At 73.2% G+C, this 23,864-nt stretch carries 21 protein-coding genes; 7 read left to right on the plus strand and 14 right to left on the minus strand.

Going from position 1 to position 23,864, the window contains the following annotated elements:
- Nucleotides 1–13: 13 nt before the first annotated feature.
- From AC1DYZ_RS15810 to mraZ, 4 genes are all read right to left on the minus strand, one after another.
- Entirely contained in the window at nt 14–1,888 is a 1,875-nt protein-coding gene (locus tag AC1DYZ_RS15810; protein ID WP_477066102.1) for a peptidoglycan D,D-transpeptidase FtsI family protein, read from the minus strand.
- Nucleotides 1,885–2,301 (minus strand): cell division protein FtsL, encoded by a 417-nt coding sequence (gene ftsL, locus AC1DYZ_RS15815; RefSeq protein WP_477066103.1) that lies wholly within the window; start codon nt 2,299–2,301, stop codon nt 1,885–1,887. Before ftsL ends, AC1DYZ_RS15810 begins: the two co-directional genes overlap by 4 nt.
- Nucleotides 2,298–3,314, minus strand: coding sequence for a 16S rRNA (cytosine(1402)-N(4))-methyltransferase RsmH (gene rsmH / locus AC1DYZ_RS15820; protein ID WP_477066104.1), 1,017 nt, complete (start codon nt 3,312–3,314; stop codon nt 2,298–2,300). The genes ftsL and rsmH overlap by 4 nt, the downstream gene beginning before the upstream one ends.
- Nucleotides 3,315–3,464: 150 nt before the next feature.
- Nucleotides 3,465–3,941: a division/cell wall cluster transcriptional repressor MraZ gene (gene mraZ, locus AC1DYZ_RS15825; RefSeq protein WP_477066105.1), complete on the minus strand. Its 477-nt coding sequence runs from the start codon at nt 3,939–3,941 to the stop codon at nt 3,465–3,467.
- Nucleotides 3,942–4,299: 358 nt separating this feature from the next.
- Here mraZ and AC1DYZ_RS15830 point away from each other — a divergent pair, with 358 nt between their 5' ends.
- Genes AC1DYZ_RS15830 through AC1DYZ_RS15840 form a run of 3 tightly spaced genes read left to right on the plus strand, consistent with a single transcriptional unit; the run spans nt 4,300 to nt 8,827 of the window.
- Nucleotides 4,300–5,301: an AAA family ATPase gene (locus AC1DYZ_RS15830; RefSeq protein WP_477066106.1), complete on the plus strand. Its 1,002-nt coding sequence runs from the start codon at nt 4,300–4,302 to the stop codon at nt 5,299–5,301.
- Nucleotides 5,301–6,548, plus strand: coding sequence for a DUF58 domain-containing protein (locus AC1DYZ_RS15835; protein ID WP_477066107.1), 1,248 nt, complete (start codon nt 5,301–5,303; stop codon nt 6,546–6,548). Before AC1DYZ_RS15830 ends, AC1DYZ_RS15835 begins: the two co-directional genes overlap by 1 nt.
- Nucleotides 6,545–8,827: a transglutaminase TgpA family protein gene (locus AC1DYZ_RS15840; protein ID WP_477066108.1), complete on the plus strand. Its 2,283-nt coding sequence runs from the start codon at nt 6,545–6,547 to the stop codon at nt 8,825–8,827. Before AC1DYZ_RS15835 ends, AC1DYZ_RS15840 begins: the two co-directional genes overlap by 4 nt.
- On the opposite strand, the gene AC1DYZ_RS15845 is transcribed toward AC1DYZ_RS15840, so the two are convergent.
- The 3 genes from AC1DYZ_RS15845 to AC1DYZ_RS15855 are packed head-to-tail and all read right to left on the minus strand — an operon-like array spanning nt 8,772 to nt 10,980.
- Nucleotides 8,772–9,176, minus strand: coding sequence for a DUF3040 domain-containing protein (locus tag AC1DYZ_RS15845; RefSeq protein ID WP_477066109.1), 405 nt, complete (start codon nt 9,174–9,176; stop codon nt 8,772–8,774). The genes AC1DYZ_RS15840 and AC1DYZ_RS15845 overlap by 56 nt on opposite strands.
- A gap of 39 nt (nt 9,177–9,215) precedes the next feature.
- Nucleotides 9,216–10,487, minus strand: coding sequence for a DNA polymerase IV (gene dinB, locus AC1DYZ_RS15850; RefSeq protein ID WP_477066110.1), 1,272 nt, complete (start codon nt 10,485–10,487; stop codon nt 9,216–9,218).
- A gap of 22 nt (nt 10,488–10,509) precedes the next feature.
- Nucleotides 10,510–10,980, minus strand: coding sequence for an SAV_6107 family HEPN domain-containing protein (locus tag AC1DYZ_RS15855; RefSeq protein WP_477066111.1), 471 nt, complete (start codon nt 10,978–10,980; stop codon nt 10,510–10,512).
- 100 nt (nt 10,981–11,080) lie between these two features.
- Between AC1DYZ_RS15855 and AC1DYZ_RS15860 the strand changes: the two genes are divergently transcribed.
- Nucleotides 11,081–11,959: a spermidine synthase gene (locus tag AC1DYZ_RS15860; protein ID WP_477066112.1), complete on the plus strand. Its 879-nt coding sequence runs from the start codon at nt 11,081–11,083 to the stop codon at nt 11,957–11,959.
- Nucleotides 11,960–12,004: 45 nt separating this feature from the next.
- Here AC1DYZ_RS15860 and AC1DYZ_RS15865 read toward each other — a convergent pair whose 3' ends face one another.
- The 5 genes from AC1DYZ_RS15865 to AC1DYZ_RS15885 all read right to left on the minus strand — a co-directional run bounded on the left by AC1DYZ_RS15865 (nt 12,005) and on the right by AC1DYZ_RS15885 (nt 16,674).
- Complete coding sequence (locus tag AC1DYZ_RS15865) at nt 12,005–12,208, minus strand: cold-shock protein (RefSeq protein ID WP_055921997.1); 204 nt, start codon at nt 12,206–12,208, stop codon at nt 12,005–12,007.
- A 262-nt stretch (nt 12,209–12,470) separates the two neighbouring features.
- The gene (locus AC1DYZ_RS15870; RefSeq protein WP_477066113.1) at nt 12,471–13,406 is read right to left on the minus strand and encodes a proteasome assembly chaperone family protein; all 936 of its coding nucleotides are present in this window, start codon (nt 13,404–13,406) and stop codon (nt 12,471–12,473) included.
- A 71-nt stretch (nt 13,407–13,477) separates the two neighbouring features.
- Nucleotides 13,478–13,855 carry a response regulator gene (locus AC1DYZ_RS15875; protein WP_477066209.1) on the minus strand — a complete coding sequence of 126 codons (378 nt, stop codon included), beginning with the start codon at nt 13,853–13,855 and terminating at the stop codon, nt 13,478–13,480.
- Between the two features lie 75 nt (nt 13,856–13,930).
- Nucleotides 13,931–15,499, minus strand: coding sequence for a sensor histidine kinase (locus tag AC1DYZ_RS15880; RefSeq protein ID WP_477066114.1), 1,569 nt, complete (start codon nt 15,497–15,499; stop codon nt 13,931–13,933).
- Nucleotides 15,496–16,674 (minus strand): PP2C family protein-serine/threonine phosphatase, encoded by a 1,179-nt coding sequence (locus AC1DYZ_RS15885; protein WP_477066115.1) that lies wholly within the window; start codon nt 16,672–16,674, stop codon nt 15,496–15,498. Before AC1DYZ_RS15885 ends, AC1DYZ_RS15880 begins: the two co-directional genes overlap by 4 nt.
- A gap of 252 nt (nt 16,675–16,926) precedes the next feature.
- On the opposite strand from AC1DYZ_RS15885, the gene AC1DYZ_RS15890 reads away from it, so the two are divergent.
- Nucleotides 16,927–19,164 carry a HelD family protein gene (locus AC1DYZ_RS15890; RefSeq protein WP_477066116.1) on the plus strand — a complete coding sequence of 746 codons (2,238 nt, stop codon included), beginning with the start codon at nt 16,927–16,929 and terminating at the stop codon, nt 19,162–19,164.
- 74 nt (nt 19,165–19,238) lie between these two features.
- On the plus strand, nt 19,239–20,438 hold the full coding sequence (gene serA, locus AC1DYZ_RS15895) for a phosphoglycerate dehydrogenase (RefSeq protein ID WP_477066117.1): 1,200 nt from the start codon (nt 19,239–19,241) through the stop codon (nt 20,436–20,438).
- Between the two features lie 77 nt (nt 20,439–20,515).
- Here serA and AC1DYZ_RS15900 read toward each other — a convergent pair whose 3' ends face one another.
- Nucleotides 20,516–20,716: a DUF5302 domain-containing protein gene (locus AC1DYZ_RS15900; protein ID WP_456825248.1), complete on the minus strand. Its 201-nt coding sequence runs from the start codon at nt 20,714–20,716 to the stop codon at nt 20,516–20,518.
- Nucleotides 20,717–20,832: 116 nt separating this feature from the next.
- Between AC1DYZ_RS15900 and AC1DYZ_RS15905 the strand changes: the two genes are divergently transcribed.
- Nucleotides 20,833–21,855, plus strand: coding sequence for an aldo/keto reductase (locus AC1DYZ_RS15905; protein ID WP_477066118.1), 1,023 nt, complete (start codon nt 20,833–20,835; stop codon nt 21,853–21,855).
- Here the strand turns inward: AC1DYZ_RS15905 and AC1DYZ_RS15910 are convergent.
- Entirely contained in the window at nt 21,852–23,843 is a 1,992-nt protein-coding gene (locus AC1DYZ_RS15910) for a S9 family peptidase (protein ID WP_477066119.1), read from the minus strand. The genes AC1DYZ_RS15905 and AC1DYZ_RS15910 overlap by 4 nt on opposite strands.
- Between the last annotated feature and the right edge of the window lie 21 nt (nt 23,844–23,864).

A 23,864-nucleotide genomic window follows, 5' to 3' on the forward strand; every position in this document is an offset into this window, starting at 1 on the left:
CGGTGCGGGCCCGTCACCACGTCGTCGGGAAGAGCGTCCCGGTGGTGCCGGAGGGGGCCACCCCGAGCTCGCTGAGCGTGTATCCGGCCACGTCCGAGAACACCGGTGCGGCGACCGTGCCGCCGTAGATCGAGGTCTTCGGGTTGTGCAGGATCACCGCGACCGCGATGCGCGGGTCGTCCGCGGGCGCGACGCCGATGAACGAGGCGGTGATGCCCTTCGACCAGTTCTCCGCCGTCCCCGTCTTGCCGGCCACCTGGTAGCCGGGGATCGCGGCACTCGCGCCCGTGCCGTCGTCGACGACGCTCTGCATCATGGTGAGCACGGTCTTGGCCGTCTCGGGCGAGACCACCTGGGTCTTCGCCGCCGCGGCGACCGGCGTGTAGGTGCCGTCGGGCGACGTCCAGCCCTTGATGATGTGCGGCTGCACCCGGACGCCGCCGTTGGCGATGGTCGCGAACACCTGCGTCGCCTGGATCGCCGTGACGGACACGCCCTGCCCGAACAGGACCGCGTACTTGGTGCGGCCGTCCCACGCGTCGACGGGGTGCAGGATGCCGTTCGACTCCCCCGGCATCTCGATCCCGGTCTTGGCGCCGAACCCGAACTTCGCCATGTAGTCGTACCGCGTCTGCGCGGGCAGGTTCTGGCCGATCATCACGGTGCCGGTGTTCGAGGACTCGGCTAGCACGCCCGTGGTGGTCAGGCGCAGCACGCCGTGCTCGTGCGAGTCCTTGAACGTCTGGTTGTTCTCGGTCGTGTACTGGTACGGCACCTCCCACTGCGACAGCGGGTCGGCGACGTGGTTCTCGAGGATGGCGGACATCGTGATGACCTTGCCCGTCGAGCCCGGCTCGAACACGTCCGAGACGGCGCTGGACAGCGAGCCCGACGCCTCCCCCGGGTGGTTGGGGTCGACCGATCCCGAGTCCGCCAGGGCGTAGATCTCGCCGGTCTTGGAGTCCAGGACGATGAGCGAGCCCGAGTCCGATCCGGTCGCGGCGACCTGCGCGTCGAGCGCCGACTGGGCCTTCCACTGGATGTCGGACTTGATCGTGAGCTGCACCGAGTCGCCCTGCCGGGCCGGGGTGTCCTTGGTGTACCCGCCGGGGATCGCCTGCCCCTTGCGACCGCGCTCGTACGTCTCGCTGCCGGCCGTGCCCGTCAGGCGCGGGTCGAGGGACGCCTCGAGGCCCGCGAGCCCCACGCCGTTCGAGTTGACGAAGCCGATGACGTTCCCGGCGAGCGTGTTGTTGGGGTAGACCCGCTCGGCCACGCGGTCGACGTTGACCCCGTTGATCCCGAGCTTGCGGATCTCGCGGGCGACCTCGGGCAGGACACCCTTGCGGATGTAGACGAACGAGCGGTCGCCGACCAGCGAGCCGCCCAGCTCGGCGGCGTTCACGCCGAGCAGCGGGGCGAGCGTCGCGGCCACGCCGGCCGCCCCGTCGGGCACCGCCGGGTTCGTCGTGCCCTTGAACTTCGCGATCAGCTTCTGGTTCACCGAGATGTCGTAGCGCTCGACCGAGGTCGCCAGCGGGTTGCCGTCGGCGTCCGTGATCTGGCCGCGGCCGCCGATGAGGGTGATCGACGTCAGGCGGGCGTTGCGCGCCTGCTCGGCGATGCTCGACCCCCGCAGCCCCTGGACGTAGACGAGGCGCCCGCCGAAGACGGCGAGCGCCAGGACCACGAGAGCGGTGAGGAAGGCCATGCGCCGGCGCGAGCCAGGCCGCACCGGTCCCACCGGCGGGCCGCCGCGGGTGCCCGGAGGGACCTCGACCGTGCGCTGGCGCGGCGGGGTCGCGCCCGGCGCGCGGTTGGTCGGTGCCGGGCGGCGGGTGCCGGTCTGCTCGGTGCGGGCGCGCGGGCGCGCGACCGGTGTGGTCATCCGCCTGCTCCGGCCGGCTCGGGCGTGCCCTGCACGCTGCCGTCGGAGAGGCGCAACCAGCCCGTGCCGTTGGTGGGGACCATGCCGAGCGCGGCCGCGGCCCCGGCCAGCTGCGTGGGCGACGCCTTCGCGTCGAGCTGCGCGGTCAGGTCCTGCTCGTCCTGGTTCAGCCGGCCCAGCTCGTTGGACAGGTCGTACTTGGCGTACGCGGTCGCCGCCATGGACGTGTTGAGCAGCAGCGCGGACAGGAGCGCACCGGCGAGGACGGCCATGCAGGCAAGGATGAACGGAACTCGCGTCCTGGCGTGCTCCGGCGCGCGGACGACGCGAAGTCTTGGTGCGGGTGGATTTGCGGTGCGCGGGCGGGACGGGGCCGGGTAGGCCGTTGCTCGGGCAGCGGACTGGGCGCTCATGCTGCCCTCCTTCCGGTCTGGCGTGGCGTGAGGTGGTCGGGCGTGGGGCGGATCCGCTCGGCGGCGCGGAGACGGACGGACTGCGAGCGCGGGTTGTGCGCCAGCTCGTCCTCGTCGGCCTCCTCGGCGCCCCGCGTCACCAGGCGCAGGAACGGCGCGTGCGTCTCGGGCTCGACCGGGAGGTCGGGCGGCGCGCTGGAGGTCGCACCGACGGCGAGCGCGCGCTTGACGGCGCGGTCCTCGAGCGAGTGGTACGACTCGACGACGATCCGACCGCCGACCGCGAGCGCCTCGATCGACTGCGGCAGCGCGCGCTCCAGCACCTCGATCTCGCCGTTCACCTCGATCCGGAGGGCCTGGAACGTGCGCTTGGCGGGGTTGCCCCCGGTCTTGCGGGTCGCGGCGGGGATGTTGGCCCGCACGATGCTCACCAGCTCGCCGGTGCGCTCGAGCGGCCGCCGGGCACGCTGCGCGACGATCGCCCGGGCGATGCGCGGCGCGAACCGCTCCTCGCCGTAGACCCGCAGGATCCGCGCGAGCTCGCGTTCGTCGTAGGTATTGAGCACGTCCGCGGCGGTCTGGCCGGTCGTCGCATCCATGCGCATGTCGAGCGGGGCGTCGGCGGAGTAGGAGAACCCGCGCTCGCGCTCGTCCAGCTGCAGCGACGAGACGCCGAGGTCCATGAGCACGCCCTGGACCTTGCCGACGCCCAGCCGGTCCAGCACGTCGTTGATCTCGTCGTAGATGGCGTGCACGCCCGTGAACCGGTCGCCGAACGGGGCGAGCCGGCGGCCCGCCAGCTCGAGCGCCTGCGTGTCACGGTCCAGCCCGACCACCCGCACGTGGGGGAAGGCCTGCAGGACGCCCTCGGTGTGGCCGCCCATGCCCAGGGTCGAGTCGACCAGCACGGGGTTCTCGACCTCGAACGCCGGGGCGAGCAGGTCGAGGCAGCGCTGCAGCAGCACCGGGGTGTGCCGGGACGCCGCGTCGTCGGGCGTCTGCTGCTCGGTCATCGCTGCTCCCTCCCCAGGGCGTGATGTGTGTGGTCAGGCGGCCCCTCCGCCGTCCGACCAGATCCCCCACCGACCCTCTGACGCCGGGGAAGTGCGTCAGAGATTCGGGAGGAGGTCTCACCGGGCGACGATGCGTGCGGGCTGTGCGGTCTAGAAGGGTCCGTTCGGGAAGACCTCCTCCGCGGTGTCGGCGTACCCGGCCTCCTGCTCGGCCAGGTACGTCTCCCACGCGGTGAGGTCCCAGATCTCGACTCGGGTACCTGTGCCGATGACGGCGACGTCGCGCTCGAGGCCCGCGTACTTGCGGAGCATCGGCGGGATGGAGATGCGGCCCTGCTTGTCGGGCAGCTCGTCGCTGGCACCGGACAGGAACACGCGGAGGTAGTCGCGGGCCTGACGGCTGGTGACCGGGGCCTGCCGGAGCTGGTCGTGCATGCGGCGGAACTCGTCCATGGGCAGCAGGAACAGGCAGCGCTCCTGACCTCGGGTCATCACGAGACCCGGGGCCAGCTGGCCACGGAACTTGGCCGGAAGGATGAGCCGCCCCTTCTCGTCCAGGCGCGGGGTGTACGTCCCGAGGAAGGGCGCGAAGGAACCGAAGGCGCCGGACGTCGACTCATACGACACCTCGCCTCCCTCTGCTCCGCCGACGCGAGACTCCCTGCCTCACCACGTGCCTCCACGGTACTCCACTTCACTCCACCTGCCATCGGAGATGGCCACGATTCACCCGATCGAGAGGATAAAACCGCAGGTCAGGGCGCGTGGAGCGAAGTGGAGGGAATCGACCGCCGACACGTCTCCTGGGGTGTGTCGGACCCGCACCCGAGGCGTGGATTCCGGAGGGATCCGACGAATCCCCGCACCTGGACGGCCGTCCGGCGCTCGACCGGGTGGGTGGTGGAGCGAAGTGGGGGTGCCGTGGGCGATGAACAACGCGCGCTTGACCTTTAGGCTCGGACCCAGTTCCGCCAAAGGAGGCGTCATGCTGCAGGCAGTCCCGTCGTCGAGCGAGCTCGAGGACGTCGTCGCGACCACGCAACGGATGCGGGCCGCCATCGAGGGTGTGGTGACCGGCCGGCCCGAGCTGGTCCGGGTCACCGTCGCCGTCCTGCTCGCCGAGGGGCACCTGCTCCTCGAGGACGTCCCCGGCGTCGGCAAGACGACGCTGGCCAAGGCGCTGGCCAAGACCATCGACTGCACGGTCGGCCGGATCCAGTTCACCCCGGACCTGCTGCCGTCCGACCTCACCGGCGTCAACATCTTCCGGTCACAGACCCACGAGTTCGAGTTCCGGCCCGGACCCGTCTTCGCGCACGTCGTCATCGGCGACGAGATCAACCGCGCCTCCCCCAAGACGCAGTCCGCGCTCCTGGAGTGCATGCAGGAGGCGCAGGCCACGGTCGATGGCCGCACGTACCCCCTGCCGCGCCCGTTCCTCGTCGTCGCGACGCAGAACCCCGTGGAGATGGAGGGCACCTACCCGCTGCCCGAGGCCCAGCGCGACCGGTTCATGGCCCGCCTGACGGTCGGCTACCCGAGCGTGGAGTCCGAGCTCGACATGCTCGACCTGCAGGAGACGTCGGACCCCCTGGACAGCCTGCACTCCGTCACCGACGCCGCCCAGGTCAAGTCGCTCATCGAGACCACGCGCCGCCTCTTCGCCGCGCCGGCGGTGAAGCGCTACGTGGTCGACCTGGTGACCGCCACGCGCGAGGACCAGGGCCTGCGGCTCGGCGCGTCCCCGCGCGCCGCGATCCAGCTGCTGCGTGCGGCCAAGTCGCTCGCCGCGATGGACGGCCGCGACCACGTGCTGCCCGACGACGTCCAGCAGCTCGGGGTGCCCGTCCTCGCGCACCGCCTCCTGCCCAGCACGGAGTCGCGCCTGTCCGGGCGCAGCACGTCCGACATCGTCACCGACATCCTCGACCGCATCCCCCTCCCGTCTGCGGCGGGCACGGCGCGCTCGCGCCGCGCTATCGGCTGATGCGCCTCCGCCCCACCCCCCGCGGCTGGGCGATCGGCGTCGCCGGCCTGGTGGCGCTGCAGCTCGGCGTCGTGCTGGGTGCCGTCGACCTCGTGCGCATCGGCACGCTCGCGGTGCTGCTCGTGGTCGGGGCGGCCGTCGGTGTGGGGCTGCTCGACCCGGGCCGCGGCAAGCACCGGCTGAGCGTGCATCGGCACGCGACCCCGAATCCCGTGCACGCGGGCGACGAGGCGCAGATCGAGGTCACGATCGCCGCGACCGACCCCGCCGCCCGCGTCCGGCTGGCGGGCCTGAAGTTCGCCGAGCAGGCCGCCACCGAGCTCTCCGGCGGTCGCCCGCTGCGTGCGCGCGTCAACCGGGCGCCGCGTCGCGTCACCGTCACCTACGCGGTGCAGGCGGCACGACGAGGGCGCTGGCCCCTCGGCCCGCTCGTCGTGACCCGCAGCGACCCCTTCGGGGTGATCCGCACGTCCGCCACGCTCGGCGAGCAGGCCGAGGTGGCGGTGTGGCCCGCCGTGGTCCCCCTGCCGACCCCGGGCGACGTCCTGGTCGGCGAGCCCGACCGCGTCGCACTCGGAGCCCGCACGCCGTCCACCGACGACGCGTCGCTGCGCGACTACCGCGAGGGCGACGACCTGCGGCGCGTGCACTGGAGCAGCAGTGCGCGCAAGGGCGCGCTCATGGTGCGCTCCGACGAGCGCGCCGGCATGCGCCCGGTCTCCGTGCTGCTCGACCTGCCCGCCCGCGTCGCCAGCCTGGAGTGGTCGATCTCGCTCGCCGCGTCCATGTCGTTGGCCATGCTCGACGGCGGGCACCCCGTGCGGCTGGTGAGCGGCCTGCGCGAGGACGCGGCCGTGTACCCGCTGGCGTTCGTGCACAACCGCACCGGGCCGGGCGCCCGCAACGCCGTGCTCGACCGCACGATCGACCTCGAGGCCCCCCGCACCGCCGCGCAGGGCGAGGCGGAGCTCGTCGCAGCCGCGCACCTGCTGCAGACCACCGACGCCGGCGGGGAGATCGTCCTCGCCGTCCTCGGCCCGCTCGGTGCTCGCGCGCGTGCCGCCCTCGCCCACGTCGCCGACAACGCCCAGGCCTGGGCCGTGGTCCGGGCCGACACGGCCGCGCACGAGACCGAGGCGGAGCACACCGTCAAGGCGCTGCGACGGGCGGGCTGGCGCGCGTGCCGCGTGACACCCGGCGAGCCCGTCGTCGACTGCTGGCTGCGACTCCTGGGGTCGGCGGCATGACCGGCCGCCCGCAGCGCATCCCGCGCGGTCCCCGCGCCGCCCTCGGCTCCGCCCTGTGCGCGGCCGCGACCTGCGCGAGCCTGTTCGCGCTCACCGGCCTGATCGTCCGCGGCGGCTGGCTCGCCGCGACCTGGGTGATCGTGCTCGTCGTCGCCGCGATCGTCATCGGCGTGCGCGCGGTGACGCGATCCTGGTGGGCGCCGACGCTCGTCGGCGCGGTCGTGGCCGCCGGCACGATCCTGGTGCGCTACGGCGCGCCCCCCGGACGCCTGCAGGTGCTGCCCGACGGCGGCTCCCTCGAGCGGACGATGGCAACCGCGCGCGAGGGCGTCGCCATCATCAACGCGTCCCTCGTGCCGATGCCGGGCGTCCGCCCCGCGGAGCTGCTGGTCGTCTTCGGCGCCGTCGCCGTCTTCCTGGTCGCCGACCTCGTCGCCATCGGGCTCGGCATGCCCGCCCTCGCCGGGATCGCGTTCGCAGGACTGTGGGTGCCCGCGATCATCCTCGGCTTCCCGGCGAGCGGCTGGGCGATCGCGTGGACGGCGTTCTTCTACCTTCTGCTGCTCGCGCTGAGCGCCGCACCGGCGTCGGCCCACTCCGACCGCGGGCGACGGGTCACGGTCGCCGTCCTGTCCTCGCTGTCGCTCATCGTCGCGACCCTGCTGGCCGGTCCGGCCGTCGCCGCGTTCCCCGGGTGGGCAAGCATGAGCATGCCCACCTTCGGCAGCGGACCGATCGGACCGATGTCGCTCAGCAGCGACCTGGACCTGCGCAAGAGCCTCGGCTCGCGGTCCGGGCAGGTCGTCCTGCGCTACTCCGTCGCCCCGGTCGCGGCGGACGCCGCGGCGGCCGACGAACCGAGCCCCACCCCGTCGGCGGCCAACGTCACGGCCGCCGACGTCGGACCGCTGCGGGCCTTCACTCTCACCACCTTCGACGGCAAGACGTGGGACCGCACGGAGAGCACCGAGCTCGAGCCGTGGGACCCGGCGACGCTCCTGGCGTCCGACCCCGCGGTGCGGGGCACGGTGCCGGACGCGTCGCGCGGGACGCTCGGGGACGTCCAGGTGGAGGTCGCCGGGCTGCGTGAGCGTCGGCTGCCCGTCAGCACGTTCCCCCGCACGGTCGACGTCCGGGGCACGTGGGAGTACGACACAGCACGCGACGAGGTGGTCGGCCGGCGTGGCACGTTCGACGGCATGACCTACGCGATGACGGTCGAGATCCCGTCCCTGACCGCCGAGGACCTCGCCGACACCGAGGTGGGCGACCCCGGCGACGACGGCGCCACCCTCGCCGTGCCGCAGACGGACCACACGCAGGACATCACCGACCTCGCGCAGGAGGTCACCGCGAACGCGGAGACCCCCTACGAGCAGGCGATGGCGCTGCAGACGTACTTCCGGGCGACGACGAACTTCACCTACGACATCCGCGTGGCACCGTCCCGTTCCGACGACGCGGTCTGGGACTTCCTGCAGTCGAAGAAGGGGTACTGCGTCCAGTTCTCCACCTCGATGGCGATGATGGCCCGCACCCTCGGCATCCCCGCCCGGGTGGGCGTCGGCTTCCTGCCGGGTGAGTCCGACCGCAACGGGTCCTACATCGTCACCGGCCACGAGTCGCACGCCTGGCCCGAGCTGTTCTTCGAGGGCTACGGCTGGGTGCGCTTCGAGCCGACGCCTGCCGTGCAGACGGGGGCGCCGCCGCGGTGGAGCGACCCGTTCCAAGGCATCTCGGCGCAGGCCGACGTCCCCGACAACCTCGTCCCGTCGTCCCGTCCGCTCGCCTCCGCCCCGGCCACGACCGACAACCAGCCGGCCTCCGGCGCAGCCGCCGACGCCGGCCGCGCCTGGGTGCCCGTCGGGATCACCGTCGCGATCGTGCTCGCCCTGGCCTCGGTGGGGCTGGCGGTCGTCCGCCGCCGCACGCGGTTCCGCGCCGACCTCACGCCGGAGCGCGCCTGGCTGCGGGCCCGGAAGCGGCTCGCCGCGCGCGGGGTCACGTGGACGGACTCGGACACGCCGCGCACGGTCGTCGCGTCGGTGCAGGACCAGCTCCTGCGGCTTGCCGGGTCACCGTTGACCGGGGCTCCCGCGGAGGCGCTGACGTCACTGGCACGCACGGTCGAACGCGACCGTTACGCGCCGCAGCAGCCCGAGGTGGATCCGGCGCTGCTGGCCGGATGGGTGGACGAGCTGACGTCCGGTGTCGAGAGCCTGCTTAGCGACCGCTCTCGCCGCGCCGACGTTCCCAGCGCTCCTCGAGACGGCTCATGAAGCTGCTGCGCTGACGCGCGGGCGACGAAGCCGGCTTCACCTTGCCGTCACCCTGCACCACACCCTGCGGTCCCGAGCGACGCCCGGATCCACGGCGGGGGTCGGCGAAGGCGAAGGCCACCGCGGCGAACATCACGACGAAGCCCACGACGCCCAGCCATGCGTGGCTGTTCGCCGCGCCGAGCACGAGCAGCAGCAGACCGACTGACGCACCGACTCCCGCGATGACGTAGCGGCCGAACGGGCGATGCCCGCGCTGAGTCAGCGTGTTCGCGAGTCGAGGATCGTCAGTAGTCAGCTGCCGTTCCATCTGCTCGAGCACGCGCTGCTCGTACTCCGAGAGAGGCATCCTGACCCCCGTTGTCAGCTTGTGGACCTGCGTTCGGGTTCAGGATAGATCCGCCGGAACGAAGGTGGTAGTCGAGTGGGAGGTTACTCCTCTCGGCTGTGAAGTCCCGGCCTCGATCGACCCGCGACCGAAGCGGTCCCGCACCACGTCCATCACCCGCTCGGCGTCCCGGCGCGCACGGAAGGGCTGGTCCGCCTCGTCGAGCGTCGGTTGCCGGACGACCGACGCCGCAGGTGAGAGCCCCTCCGCCCGGACACCCACCAGCCGCACCGGCAGACCCGCGAGGTCGACCCCCGCGAGGAGCTCGCGCGCCGCCAGGTACAGCTCGCGCCCGACGTCGGTCGGCGTCAGCAGCGTGCGCGAGCGGGTGAGCGTGCGGAAGTCCGACGTGCGCACCTTCACGGTGATCGTGCGGGTGACCAGGCCGTTCCTGCGCAGCCGGACCGCGCACCGGTCCGCCAGCTCGCGTGCCTTCTCCTGCACCAGCGTCAGGTCGGCGACGTCCACGGCGAACGTCTCCTCCGCGCTGAGCGACCGCTCCTCGCGGCCCGGCTGCACGGGGCGCGGGTCCCGTCCCCACGACAGGTCGTGCAGGTGCGCGCCCGCGACCTTGCCGACGGCGTGCTGCACGGTGGACACGTCGCTGTCCGCGAGCTCGGCTACGGTCCGGATGCCCCACCGGGCGAGCGCCGACTCCGTCTTTTCACCCACCCCCCAGAGCGCCCCGACCGGCAGCACGCGGAGGAAACCGACCGTCGCGGCACGCGGGACCAGCAGGACGCCGTCCGGCTTGGCCTGCCCGGAGGCGAGCTTGGCGACGAACTTGGTGGACGCGATGCCGACCGAGCACGTGATCCCGAACTGCTCCCGGACCTGCCGGCGGATGATCTGGGCGATGACGGTCGGCGGTCCGAGCCGTCGGCGGGCGCCGGCAACATCGAGGAAGGCCTCGTCCACGCTGACCTGCTCGACGAGCGCCGTGACGTCACCGAGCACCCGCATGATCCCGGCCGAGACCTCGTGGTAGGCGTGGTGGTCGGGCGCGACGACGACGGCGTGCGGACACTGCCGCAGCGCGACCGACATCGGCATCGCCGCGTGCACACCGAAGGCGCGCGCCTCGTAGGTCGCCGCCAGCACCACGCCGCGGGACGCTCCGCCGACGATCACCGGCAGTCCCCTCAGCTGGGGCCGGCGCGCGAGCTCGACCGACGCGAAGAAGGCGTCCATGTCGACGTGCAGGATCGAGCAACCGAGCTCGTCACGACCCCAGTCCCGCTTCGCCTCGGCCGACCGAGGTCCGCGGCTCATGCCACGGCCCTGCCGTCGGGGTTCACGAGGCGGCCAGGACGCGCATGCTCAGCGTCCGGCCCGCCACGGCCTCCGCGCCCTCGTGCACCAGGCCACGGACCGCGTCCACGAAGTCCTCCGCCGCGCACACCGCCTCCTCGCCCCGCTGTGGGCCGACCAGCTCGAACCTCCCGGCCTCCACCGCCGACCGCAGCGACGCCGCCTCCGCGAAGTAGGTGGACCACGACGACAGCTCCGGCGCGACCGCCCCGAGCATCGCCCACACCGTCCGCGGCGCACCGCGGCCCGCGGGGGTGCCCCGGAAGGCGACGGCCGCGGCCCCGGCGCGCAGCGCGGCGAGGTGCGCGTGGGACAGCTGCTCCCACGGCTCGGTGGAGAACTGGGCGGCGAGCAGCTCCGCGTCCGCGCGGCCGAGGAGCTCGAGCACGCGCGCCGGGACGGGCGCACCCGGGATCGCGCCACCCGTGCCGTGCTGAGCGAGCCGCTGGTCCATGCCGCCGTCCCCTTCCGCCTGCCGTCCGTCCCCCGTGATCCCAGTATCGAACACCTGTTCGATGCCGTCAAGCCCATCGTCGGCGCCGTAGCGTGTGCCCATGGCCGCCCGCGACCGCTCCGCCCGACGCAGCCCAGGCTCGCACCGACCACCCACACGGACCGCGGCCCGCGCGCTGTGGCCCACGGGACCCCTGCCGATCGCCACGGGCACGGTCGAGCTGGTCCGCGACCCCGACGATCCCGACGGCGTGACGGTCCTGGTCAACGGCGTGCCCAGCTCCTACCTCGACCTCGTCGACCCCACCCGGCTCGACTTCGAGTACATGCAGCAGATGGCCGCGGTGATCGAGCGGGTCGGCGACGCGGGGGGCCCGCTCGACGTGGTGCACCTCGGCGCCGCAGGGTGCGCGCTCGCCCGCGCGGTGGATGCCGCACGGCCCGGGTCGCGGCAGCTGGCGGTCGAGCTCGACGCGACGTTGACGGAGCTGGTCCGCGGGTGGTTCGACCTGCCGCGCTCCCCCGCGCTGCGGATCCGCGCCGGCGACGCGCGCGCGGAGCTCGAGAAGCTGGCCGACTCGTCGGCGGACGTCATCGTCCGGGACGTGTTCGCCGGCGACACCACGCCGGCCCACGTCCGGACGCGGGAGATGGTCGCGCACGTCGCCCGCGTCCTGCGGCCGGGAGGCGTCTACCTGGTCAACTGCGCCGACCGACCCCCGCTGGCGGCAGCGCGGGCCGAGGTCGCGACGCTGCGCACGACCTTCGCCGACGTGGCCGTCGTCGCCGAGCCCGGGCTCCTGCGGGGCCGCGGCTACGGCAACCTCGTGCTCGCCGCGACCGACGACACCGAGCTGCTGGGCGAGCCACGGCTGGCGCGCGCCATCCGGAGCCTGCCCGCGCCGGCCCGGCTGCTGCACGGGGACGAGGCCACGGCGTTCGTCGGGAAGGCACCCGTCCTGGCCGACCCGGAGGCATGACGAAGGGCCGCATCCGAGTGGGTGCGGCCCTTCGCGATCAGACGATCAGATCGGGCGGACGCTCTCGGCCTGGGGGCCCTTGGCGCCCTGCGTGATCTCGAACTCGACGCGCTGGCCCTCGTCGAGGCTGCGGTAGCCCGAGGAGTCGATCGCGGAGTAGTGGACGAAGACGTCGGCGCCGCCGCCGTCCTGGGCGATGAAGCCGAAGCCCTTCTCAGCGTTGAACCACTTGACAGCACCCTGTGCCATGTTCGTTTCCTTCTGTCCAACCGGTGACGGCGCGGACCGTCTGCCTGCGCCGTGCCGCAATGCCTCACGTCCCTGCACCGGGTGGCCCAGCCGAACGAACGACGGGTCGGAACCGACCCCCGAGCCAGTGGTCCGGGGGACGACGCCGGTCGAGCGAGTACGTCACTGCAACGTGTGCATCCTTACATCGGGCCCGCGGGCCGCGCCACGGTTTCGCCCTTCCGGCGCACAGGGTTTGACAACGATCTGGTAAAGACGAGCGTCAGATCGCGGGGCCCTCGTCGCCCTGCTGGGCCAGGAAGCGCTCGAACTCGGCGCCCAGCTCGTCGGCCGTCGGCAGGTCCGTGGACCCCGCCAGCAGGCTCGTCCGGCCGATGTTGCGGGTGAACGAGTCGTACTGCTCCTCGAGCGCGTGCACGACCGCGGCCACGTCCTCCGACCCGGTCACCTGACGCTGGATCTCCTGCATGGCCTCGTCGGCCGCCGCCGTGAGCGACCCGACCTGCAGGTCGAGGCCCGTCGCGCGCTCCACGTTGGTCAGCGCCGCCTGGCTGGCCTGCGGGAACGCCGACTGCGCGAGGTAGTGCGGCACGTGCACCGCGAAGCCCACCGCGTCGTGCCCCGACTGGCCCAGCCGCAGCTCGAGCAGGGCGCTCGCGCTGGCGGGCACCTGCACCGTGCCGAACCACGAGGTGTGGTCGGCGACGAGCTCGGGCCGGGTGGCGTGCGCCGTGACCGACAGCGGCCGCGTGTGCGGGATGCCCATGGGGATCCCGTGGACCCCGACGGTCAGCGGGACGTCGAAGCGCTCGACGATCTGGCGGACCGCGGCCACGTACCGCTCCCACTGCACGTCGGGCTCGACCCCGTGCAGGAGCAGGAACGGCACGCCGCTGGCGTCCTGCACCAGGTCGACCACCAGCTCGGGCTCCGTGTAGGCGGACCACGTCGACTGGTCGAACGTCATCACCGGCCGCCGCGAGCGGTAGTCCAGCAGCTGGTCGACGTCGAACGTCGCCAGGCGCGTGGTGGGCAGCTCGTCGACCAGGTGCTCGGCGGCCAGCTGACCGGCGTTGCCCGCGTCGACGAAGCCACGCACGGCGTGCACGAGGACGGGGCCGGCGCCGTTCACGGTCCGCGCCTCGACCTGGGCGGCGACCTCGGGGTCGACGTCGTAGATCTCGCTCGGGTTCAGCATGGGTGTCCGCTCACTTCCGTCCGGTCCGGGTTACCGGGGACAACGCCAACCCCCGACGAGTTCTTCCCGGGTCAGCGACCGGGCAGCCGGACGACCTCGACGAAGAACTCGTCGATCTGGCGCACGACCTCGATGAACCGGTCGAAGTCGACGGGCTTGGTGACGTAGGCGTTCGCGTGCAGCGAATAGCTGCGCACGACGTCCTCCTCAGCCTCGGACGTCGTCAGCACGACCACCGGGATCGAGCGCAGGTCCGCGTCCGCCTTGAGCGCCTGCAGGACCTCCCGGCCGTCCATGCGCGGCAGGTTGAGGTCGAGCAGGATCAGGTCGGGCGTCGGGGCGTCGACGTGCTCGCCCTCCTTGCGCAGGAACTCCAGCGCGCTCACCCCGTCGGAGACGACCGACAGGCGGTTGCGCAGCTTGTTGTCCTCGAACGCCTCGCGGGTCATCAGGACGTCGCCCGGGTCGTCCTCGACCAGGAGGACGTCGATGATCTTGGTGCTGGTGGGCACGGGGCTCTCCGTTCAGGCTCGGTCGTCGGCAGCGGGAAGGGTCCAGTGGATGCTCGTGCCCTCGCCGTCAGGCTGCTCGATCCAGATGCGACCGCCATGGAACTCGACGATCTTCTTGCACAACGAGAGCCCGATGCCGGTGCCCTCGTAGACGTCCTTCGCGTGCAGCCGCTGGAAGATGACGAACACCCGCTCCGCGTACTGCTCGTCGATGCCGATGCCGTTGTCCCGACACTCGAGCTCCCAGAAGTCTCCCACGAGCCGTGCGCTCAGGTGGACGGCAGGAGGCCGGTCCGGGTGGCGGAACTTGAGGGCGTTGCCGACGAGGTTCTGGAACAGCTGGACCAGCAGCGGCTCCTCCCCCCGGACCACCGGGAGCTCGTCGTGCGTCACCACGGCACCGGACTCGGCCACGGCCTCGCTCAGGTTGTCCAGCGCGTCCACGAGCACGGCGCCGAGGTCGACGTCGGTGACCTCGCCGCCGACGCGCCCGACGCGCGAGAAGCCCAGGAGGTCCTGGATGAGGCGCTGCATGCGCTTGGCACCGTCGACCGCGAACGCGATGTACTGGTCGGCGCGCTCGTCCATCTGCCCGCCGTAGCGCTTCTGCAGCAGCTGCGTGAAGCTCGCGATCTTGCGCAGCGGCTCCTGCAGGTCGTGCGAGGCCACGTAGGCGAACTGCTCGAGGTCCCGGTTCGAGCGGCGCAGCTCCTCGGCCTGATCGGTGAGCTGCTCGTGGGCCAGCGCGATCTCGGCGCGGGAGGCCTCCAGCACGTGCACCTGGTCGACGAGCGCCACGCGCATGCGCTCGACGTCACCCGCCAGCGCCGCGATCTCCCCCGGCCCGACCGTCTCGACCGGGTGCAGCAGGTCACCCGAGGAGACCGCGCGCGCGTCCGTGGCGAGCGCGTCGAGGGGTTCGAGGATCCAGCGTCGCAGGGTCACCCACAGCGAGACGCCCAGCGCGACGGCCGCCAGCACGAGCAGGCCGACCGTTGCCCCCGCGATCGTGGTCCACAGGTGGAGCTCGTGCAGGGCGTCGACGCGGCGCTCGCGCAGCAGAGCGGTGTAGCCGTCGGCGGCCGCGCGGGCCTGATCGAAGAGCACCCGGCCCTGCTCGATCTCGTCTGGGGTCACCGCTCCCTTGCCGCCCGCATCGACCTCGGCCATCACCGGGACGGCGAACTCCTCGTTCCACGTCCGGGCGGCGTCGGCCGCAGCCTGCGCGGCCGTCGCGAGCTCCTCGTCGTCGCCGCGCGCCGCGGTCTCGGCGAGGGTGGCGAACGACACGTCGTCGGCCATGGCGCGGTCGTAGGGCTCGAGAGTGATCGGGTCCCCCGTGAGGGCGTAGCCGCGGACTGCGGTCTCGGCGTCGATGAGCTGGATGTAGGCGCCGTCGGCGAGCGTGATGGCGTTGAAGTACGTCTGGGTCACGGCCTCCTGGCGGTCCACGAGCCGGACCAGCACGAAGGCGGCGCCGAGCACCACGACGAGCAGGGCGGCGCCCGCCGCGATGATGACCGTGCGCAGGCGCCGGCGCAGGGTCGAGGAACGCCTCGCGGGCGTCGTGCCAGCGCTCACGCAGACCATCCGAGGACGACCACCGCGGCGTCGTCGACGAGGTCGCCGCCGTGCAGGGCGCGCACGTCGTGCAGCACGCGGTCGACCAGGTCGTCCTGCGGCGCGCTGCCGAGTGCGCCGTCGACGATGCGCAGCAGACCGGTCTTGCCGACGCGGTCCGAGCCGCCGGCGATCGTGGCCTCGAGGACGCCGTCGGTGTACAGCAGGATGCGCCAGGACGCGCCGAGCTCCAGGCGGACGGGCTCCCACCCGCCGCTCACCGGGATGCCGAGCGCCCGCCCGCGACCGTGCGTGGGCAGGAGCTGGGACGGCGTGCCGAGCAGCAGCGGCACCGGGTGACCCGCCAGGTACAGGTCCACGGAACCGCGGTTCGCGGCGACGTCGAGCATGGAGACGGTGGTGAAGATCTCCGGCCGGGCACGCTCCGACATGAGGACCCGCTCGAGCAGGCCGAGGATCTGGACCGTCGGCACCTCGGCCAGGACCAGGGTCCGCCAGGCGGTGCGGAGGGTGGCGCCGAGCGCGGCCTCGTCGGGCCCGTGCCCGCAGACGTCGCCGACGAGCGCGAGGACGGAGCCGTCTGGGCGCTCGACCACGTCGTAGAAGTCGCCGCCCAGCACGCCGTCGCGACCGGCGCGGTAGCCCACCCGCACCTCGAGCTGCTGGTCCGCCACGGACGGCGTCGGCAGGAGCGCGCGCTCGAGCCGGTTGACCTCCTCCGCTCGGACGAGGCTGCGGTACAGGGCGCGGTCGGTGTCCTCGAGCCGGCGACGTTGGATCGCGTACCGGATCGACCGCCCGAGCAGCTCGCCGTCGACCTCGCCCTTGACCAGGTAGTCCTGTGCTCCGGCGGCCACGGCGGCCAGGCCGACGTCAGTCCCTGAGAGCCCGGTGAGCACGACGACGGCGGGGGCGCCCGCACCGAGCAGCCGCTCGAGGGCCGCGATGCCCATCGCGTCGGGCAGGCCCAGGTCGAGCAGCACGACGTCGACGTCCAGCCGGTCGATCGCCTCGTCCAGCGTCCTCGCCCAGGACAGGTCGACGCGCAGGCCGGCGTCCTCGAGGTGCTCGCGCACCAGGATCGCGTCGCCCTCGTCGTCCTCGACGAGCAGCAGACGGATCGGCGCGGCCACCGCGTGGGTCTCTCGGGGCACCGCAGTGCGTGCCTCGCTCAAGAATGCTCCTCCCGGCCGTTCGCCTGCCTCTGCTCGACAGACACCCGAAGCGTAGGGTGCCCGCCCGGCCCCTGCGCGCCATCTCACCCGCTCCGGGGCCGCACCCACCCGGACGGGCGTGTGCACCGGGGTCGCGGACAACGGATAATGGACGGCCGCTCCGCGCGCCGCGCCGTCCCTCGGCCGGAGCAGGAGCCGCGCAACGCACGGCCGGGTCGCCCCGGCGGAACGGAGATCGCCCAGGTGGCAGGCATGGACAACGAGCTGACCGGTGAGCAGCGGGTGGTCGACCAGCTGTACGGGCGGCTCGACGACCTGCGCGCGCAGATGCGGGCACGGTTGGCGGACGTCCGCCGCGAGGGTCCGTCGGGCTCGCCGCAGAACCGCAGCGAGCGGGACGCGTTCGCCACGCTCTACGAGGACCGCATCGCCCAGCTCGAGGCCGTCGAGGAGCGTCTCGTCTTCGGTCGGCTCGACCTCGACGACGACTCGCGTCGCTACATCGGCCGGCTCGGGCTGACCGACGAGGAGCAGTCGCAGCTGCTGACCGACTGGCGGGCACCGGCGGCGCAGGCGTTCTACCGGGCGACCGCGGCGCACCCGGACGGCGTCGTCCGCCGCCGCCACGTGGTGACGCGGGGCCGGACCGTGACCAGCGTGGAGGACGAGGTCCTCGACCTCGACCTGCTGACGGACGACTCCGGCGAGCGGCTGAGCGGGCTGTCCGGCGAGGGCGCGCTCCTGGCCGGCCTGGCGGCGGGGCGCACGGGCCGGATGGGCGACATCGTCGCCACCATCCAGGGCGAGCAGGACGCGATCATCCGCTCCGAGCTGGGCGGCGCGCTCGTGGTCCAGGGCGGGCCCGGCACCGGCAAGACCGCCGTCGCGCTGCACCGCGCCGCCTACCTGCTGTACGCGCACCGCCGCATGCTCGAGCGCTCCGGCGTGCTGCTCGTCGGCCCCAGCCGCACGTTCCTGCGGTACATCGACCAGGTGCTGCCGTCGCTCGGTGAGACGGGCGTCGTCACGACGACCGTCGCGGAGCTGTACCCCGGCATCCAGGCGACGGCCACCGAGGACGAGGCCGTCGCGGAGCTCAAGGGCCGCGCCCTGTGGGGCAGCGTCATCGCCCGCGCGGTGCGCGACCGCGAGCGCATCCCGGCGCAGCCGGTGCAGGTGCGGGTCGACGGGCACGACCTGGTCATCCGCCCGAACGACATCGCGTCCGCCATGGCCCGCGCCCGCCGCAACCACAAGCCGCACAACCAGGCGCGCGTCTCGTTCGTGCGCGACATGCTGGCCCGGCTCGCCGAGCAGTACGTCGTCCAGCTGGGCGGGGACGTGCCTGCCGACGAGCGCGGCGAGATCATCGAGGAGCTGCGGACCACCCGCGAGATCCGGGTGGCGCTCAACCTGGCGTGGATGCCGATCACGCCGCAGAAGCTCGTCGCGGACCTGTGGTCCAAGCCCCACCGGCTCGCCTCCGCCGCCCCGCAGCTCACGCCGCAGCAGCGCGCGATGCTCGTGCGCGACGCGGACGCACCGTGGACCCCGGCCGACGTCCCGCTGCTGGACGAGGCCGCGGAGCTGCTGGGCGAGGACGACCAGGCCGCCCGCGCCGAGGCCCGCGCCGCGTCCGAGCGACGCGCGTCCGAGCTCGCGTACGCCCGGCAGGTGCTCGAATCGACGGGCAGCGGCGGCATGGTGTCGGCGGAGATGCTGGCGGACCGGTTCGCGGTCACCGGCCCGACACTCACCACCGCCGAGCGCGCCGCGGCGGACCGCTCGTGGACGTACGGGCACGTCGTCGTGGACGAGGCGCAGGAGCTGTCCGCGATGGCGTGGCGCTCGCTCCTGCGCCGGGTGCCGACGAGGTCGCTGACGATCGTCGGCGACGTCGCCCAGACCACCGCGACGGCGGGCGCCCACAGCTGGGCGGCCCAGCTCGATCCGGTCCTGCGGACGTCGTGGCGGCTCAACGAGCTGACCGTGAACTACCGGACGCCCGCCGAGGTGGCCGACACGGCTCGTCGCGTCGCCGTCGCCGCCGGCCTGCCGGTGAGCCCACTGACGTCGGCGCGGGACGTCGACGACTCCCTGGTCGTCGAGCACACCGCCGACGTGGTCGGCGCCGTCACCGAGCGCACGGAGAAGCTCGTCGCCGAGGTCAGCGACGCCTCGGGCGCCGGTCGCATCGCGGTGATCGCCGTGGGCGCCCGGCTCGGGCCGGTCGCGGACGCCCTGCGTGCGGCCGGTCTGCGGYCCGCGCTCGGCACCGGGTCCAGCGCCGCCGACCTCGACGCGCCGCTGGTCGTGCTGACCCCGCGGGAGGCCAAGGGGCTCGAGTTCGACGTCGTCGTGCTGGTGGAGCCGGCCGAGGTGATCGACGCGAGCGCCGGTGACCTGTACGTGGCGATGACCCGACCGACGCGCGCGCTGCACGTGTTCCACGACCGTCCGCTCCCCCGTGGCTGGGGCGTGGCGGGCTGACGGGCGGCGTCTCACGTCTGTCCGAGGGCCGGACCGGTCTGGGCCGCGGGAGCTGTGGGGCGCACCATAGGGGCGTGCTGAAGGCCCTGCTGCTCGAGAACCTCCATCCCCAGGCTCGCTCGATCCTCGAGACGGCCGGCTTCGACGTGACGACCCGCACCGGGGCGCTCGACGAGGCCGAGCTGATCGAGGCGCTCGACGGCGTGCACCTGCTGGGCATCCGCTCCAAGACGCACGTCACCGCCGAGGTGCTCGCGCAGGCGCCCTCCCTGGTGACCATCGGCGCCTACTGCATCGGCACCAACCAGATCGACCTCGCCGAGGCGGCGTCGCGGGGGGTCGCCACGTTCAACGCGCCGTTCTCCAACACCCGGTCCGTGGTGGAGATCGCGATCGCGGACATCATCTCGCTGACCCGGCGCCAGACCGAGCTCGACCGGGCCATGCATGACGGCATCTGGAACAAGTCGGCCACCGGCGCCCACGAGATCCGCGGCCGCACGCTGGGGATCATCGGCTACGGCAACATCGGCACCCAGCTGTCGGTGCTGGCCGAGAACCTCGGCATGTCTGTCGTGTTCTACGACACGGCCGAGAAGCTCGCGCTGGGCAACGCGCGCCGCATGGACACTCTGGACGAGCTGCTCGAGACGGCGGACATCGTCACGCTGCACGTCGACGGCCGCAGCGGCAACGCCGGCCTCTTCGGCGCCAAGCAGTTCGCGCGGATGCGCCCGGGCGCGGTGTTCCTCAACCTCTCGCGCGGGTTCGTCGTCGACTACGCCTCGCTGCGCGACGCGATCGTCTCCGGCCACGTGGCCGGCGCGGCCGTCGACGTGTTCCCGGTGGAGCCCAAGCGCAAGGGCGACCCGTTCGAGTCGGAGCTGCGCGGGCTGCCGAACGTCATCCTCACGCCGCACACCGGCGGATCGACCGAGGAGGCCCAGGAGGCCATCGGGCAGTTCGTGTCCAACAAGGTCCGCGACTACCTGGCCACGGGCTCCACGACACTGAGCGTCAACCTGCCCAACCTCGCGCTCGAGCAGCGGCCCGGCGTGCACCGCCTCGCCTACCTGCACCGCAACGTGCCCGGCGTGCTGGCCGCGGTCAACGCGACGCTCGCCGAGCACGGCGTCAACATCGAGGGTCAGCTGCTCACCACCCGCGGGGAGCTCGGCTACGTGGTCACCGACGCCGGGGCCCCGGTCGACGACGCGGTCGTGCAGGCCCTCTCGTCGCGGCCCGAGTCCGTGCGGCTGCGCCTGCTGTCCTGACGGTCGTCATGCACGAAGGGCCCGACCACGTGTGGTCGGGCCCTTCTGCTGTCCATGAGGGCGGAGCTTCAGTCCTGTCAGGCGGAGCCGGACTTGCGCTGGAAGCGTCGCTGCGACGGTCCCGCGGTCTCGGAGCCGTGCACCTGACCGGTGTTGGCCGAGCCGTCCGCGGTGCGGTGCTGGTTCGACTTCTTGCGCTCCAGCGCCTCGCGGAACTTCGCCTTCGTGTCCTCGGTCACCGCCGCCTCCGTGGTCGCCGTTCCTTCGTCCTTCGCCATGGCGCCTCCTCTGATGCGGTGCAGTCTGTCGACGGACGTCTGCGCCCGCGACCCGCCCAGCCTGACCGACTCCCGCCCGCGGCGCCACCTCTTCTCACCCCGGGTAGCGTCGGACCGTGTCCGATGCCCCGTCCCTCGCCAGCCGGAACGCCGGCGGCCTGTCCTGGCCGGTCGTCTCCCTGGGCCTCTGGCAGAACTTCGGCACGGCGACACCGTTCGAGGACCAGCGCCGGCTCGTGCGGCACGCGGTCGACCGGGGCGTCGTGCACCTCGACCTCGCCAACAACTACGGCCCTCCGCCGTTCGCCGCCGAGGAGTCCGTGGGCCGGCTGCTGGCCCGTGACCTGCGCGGTMGCCGCGACGAGCTGCTCATCACCACCAAGGCCGGCTACCGCGCCTGGCCCGGGCCGTACGGCGAGCACGGCTCCGCCAAGTACCTGCGCGCGTCGCTCGACGAGTCGCTGCGCCGGCTCGGCCTCGACAGCGTCGACGTGTTCTACAGCCACCGGTTCGACCCGACAACGCCGCTCGACGAGACGCTCGGCGCCCTCGACCGCGCCGTCAGCTCGGGCAAGGCCCGGTACGCGGGGATCTCGTCGTACTCGGCCGAACGCACGACCGAGGCCCTGGCCGTGGCCCGGTCGCTCGGTCTGCGGCTGACCGTGCACCAGCCCGCCTACTCCATGCTCAACCGGTGGATCGAGCAGCCAGGCCCCGACGGGCGCTCCCTGCTCGAGGTCGCCGGCGAGGCCGGCATGGCCGTCGTCGCGTTCTCACCCCTGGCGCAGGGCATGCTCAGCACGCGGTACCTGCACGGTGTCCCCGCCGACTCGCGCGCCGCCCGCGGCGGCCCGTTGCGCACCGAGTGGCTCACCGACGAGGCACTGGGCCACGTCCGCGCCCTCGACGAGATCGCCCGCGCCGGTGGTCGGACGCTGCCGCAGCTCGCGCTGGCCTGGGTGCTCCGCGACCCGCGCGTCACGTCCGTGCTGGTCGGCGCGCGCACCACCGACCAGCTCGACGAGAACCTCGCCGCCGTCGCACGTCCGCCGCTGACCGGCGACGAGATCGCGGCGATCGAGCCCCACGCCGTCGACGCCGGCATCAACCTGTGGGGCGTGCGCTCGAGCGACCGTTAGCCCACCGGCAGGTGCGTGTCCCACCAGCGCAGCACGTGCTCGAACCGGGCCCGACGGTGCTTCGGGTTCCCCGAGCGCGAGAGCTCGTGCCCCTCGCCCGGGAACAGCAGCAGCTCCGCCTCCACGCCGCGGCGCTTGAGCTCCACGAACCAGCGCTGCCCCTGCTCGACCGGGCAGCGCCAGTCCTGCTCGGAGTGGATGACCAGGGTCGGCGTGCGGACCGCGCCGACGTGGGCCATCGGCGACTGCGCCGCCACCCGTACCGCGCCGTCGTCGTCGGCGGTGTCCCCCAGGTAGGCGGTGCCGAAGAACCAGCCGATGTCGCTGGACCCGACGAAGCTCACCGGGTCGAGGAAGCCGCGCTCGACGATCGCCGCCACGAACCTGTCCGTGCGCGTGGTCAGCCACGCGGTGAGGTACCCGCCGTAGGAGCCGCCCATGACGCCGACCCGCTCGCCGTCGAGCGTGGGATCTTCGAGCGCCGCGCCGAGCAGAGCGAGGACGTCCTCGGTGTCGACGGTGCCGAAGCCGCCCTGGATGGCGAGCCCGTGGGCGCGTCCGTAGCCCGACGACCCGCGCGGGTTGCCGTACACCACCGCGTACCCGGCCTCGGCGAGTACCTGCACCTCGTCGAACAGCCCGTGCGTGTACTGGGCGAACGGACCACCGTGGATCATGAGGATCGTCGGGTGCGGTCCCGCGCCGAACCGCTCCGGGTCCGGCGTCACCACCCAGCCGTGCACCTCGTAGCCGTCCGCCGCGGTGGCCAGCAGCTCGGTGGGCACGCGCACGCGACCCGTCGCCCGCAGCGGCGCGGAGAGATCGGTGCGCACGTCGACGGCGCCGGTGCCCAGGTCCACCGACAGCACCTCGCCGGAGGACGCCGGTGACGAGGCGACGACGACCGCGCGCGCCGCGCCCGACGCCACCGCCGCGCCGGAGACGACGAACGTGCCCCCGACCAGCGTCGTCGCCGTGCCGTCGGACGAGACGCGCACCAGGTGCTGGGCACCGCGACGCTCGACGCCGACCACGGGGTCTCCGTCGACCTCGACGAGGACACCGGTGAGCTGGTCGGCGTCCGGGTCCGTGAGCCGCTCCGCCGGGCCGCCTGCCGCGCCGAGCGCGAGCCGGTACAGGCCCGTCTGCGCGGCGACGAAGTCCCGGCCGGTCGGGCCGAGGTCGCTCGCAAGAAGCCACAGCGTCGTCCCGTCCGACGAGGGCAGCACGGTCTCCACGCCGAGCGGGCTTCCCGCGTCAGCGTCCGTGACCGGGATCGGCGCCGCCGGGTCGCCGTCCGGGGAGGCGTCGACGAGCACCGCGTCGCTGCGCAGGTCCGACTCGCGCGTCGCGTGCCGGGCGGAGACGCCGACCAGGGCGTCGCCCGACGGCAGCCACCGCGCGCCGGACACGCCGACGTCCCCGGCCGTGAGAGCGACGGCGTCCGGCAGGTGCGCCGGCCGCTCGCCGTCGGTCGGGACGTCGACGACGAACACGTGCTGCGGGCGGTCGCGCAGGAAACCGGTGCCGTCGGAGCGATACTTCAGCTCGGTGATGTGCCGGGGATCCTCCGACCCCGGCTTGCCGTCCGCCTCGTAGCGACCGGGCTCGGGGACCCGGGCCACGAACGAGATCCGCGTGCCGTCGGGCGAGAACCGCGGCTCGGCGGCGCCCAGCGGCGCGTCGGTCAGCTGCACGGGTTCCCCGCCGGCGGACTCGACGAGGAACACCTGCGGCTTGCCGTCGGGCTCCGCGCGCAGGAACGTCACCCACCGGCCGTCGGCCGACACCTCGGGGGCCGTGTCCTGGTGGCCGCGGGTCAACGCACGGGGAGGCTGGTCACCGACGAGGTCGACGGACCAGAGGTGGCCGGTGTACTCGTCGCCGGTCAGGTCGGGCCGGACGACCGAGACGATGGCGCGGCTGCCGTCGGGAAGGACGGCGGGCGGACCGGGGACATGAAGGAGCTCGAGGTCACTGGGAAGCACCCGACGAACCTACGTGCTCCC

It is taken from the genome of Cellulomonas sp. P1_C4, from assembly GCF_056406355.1.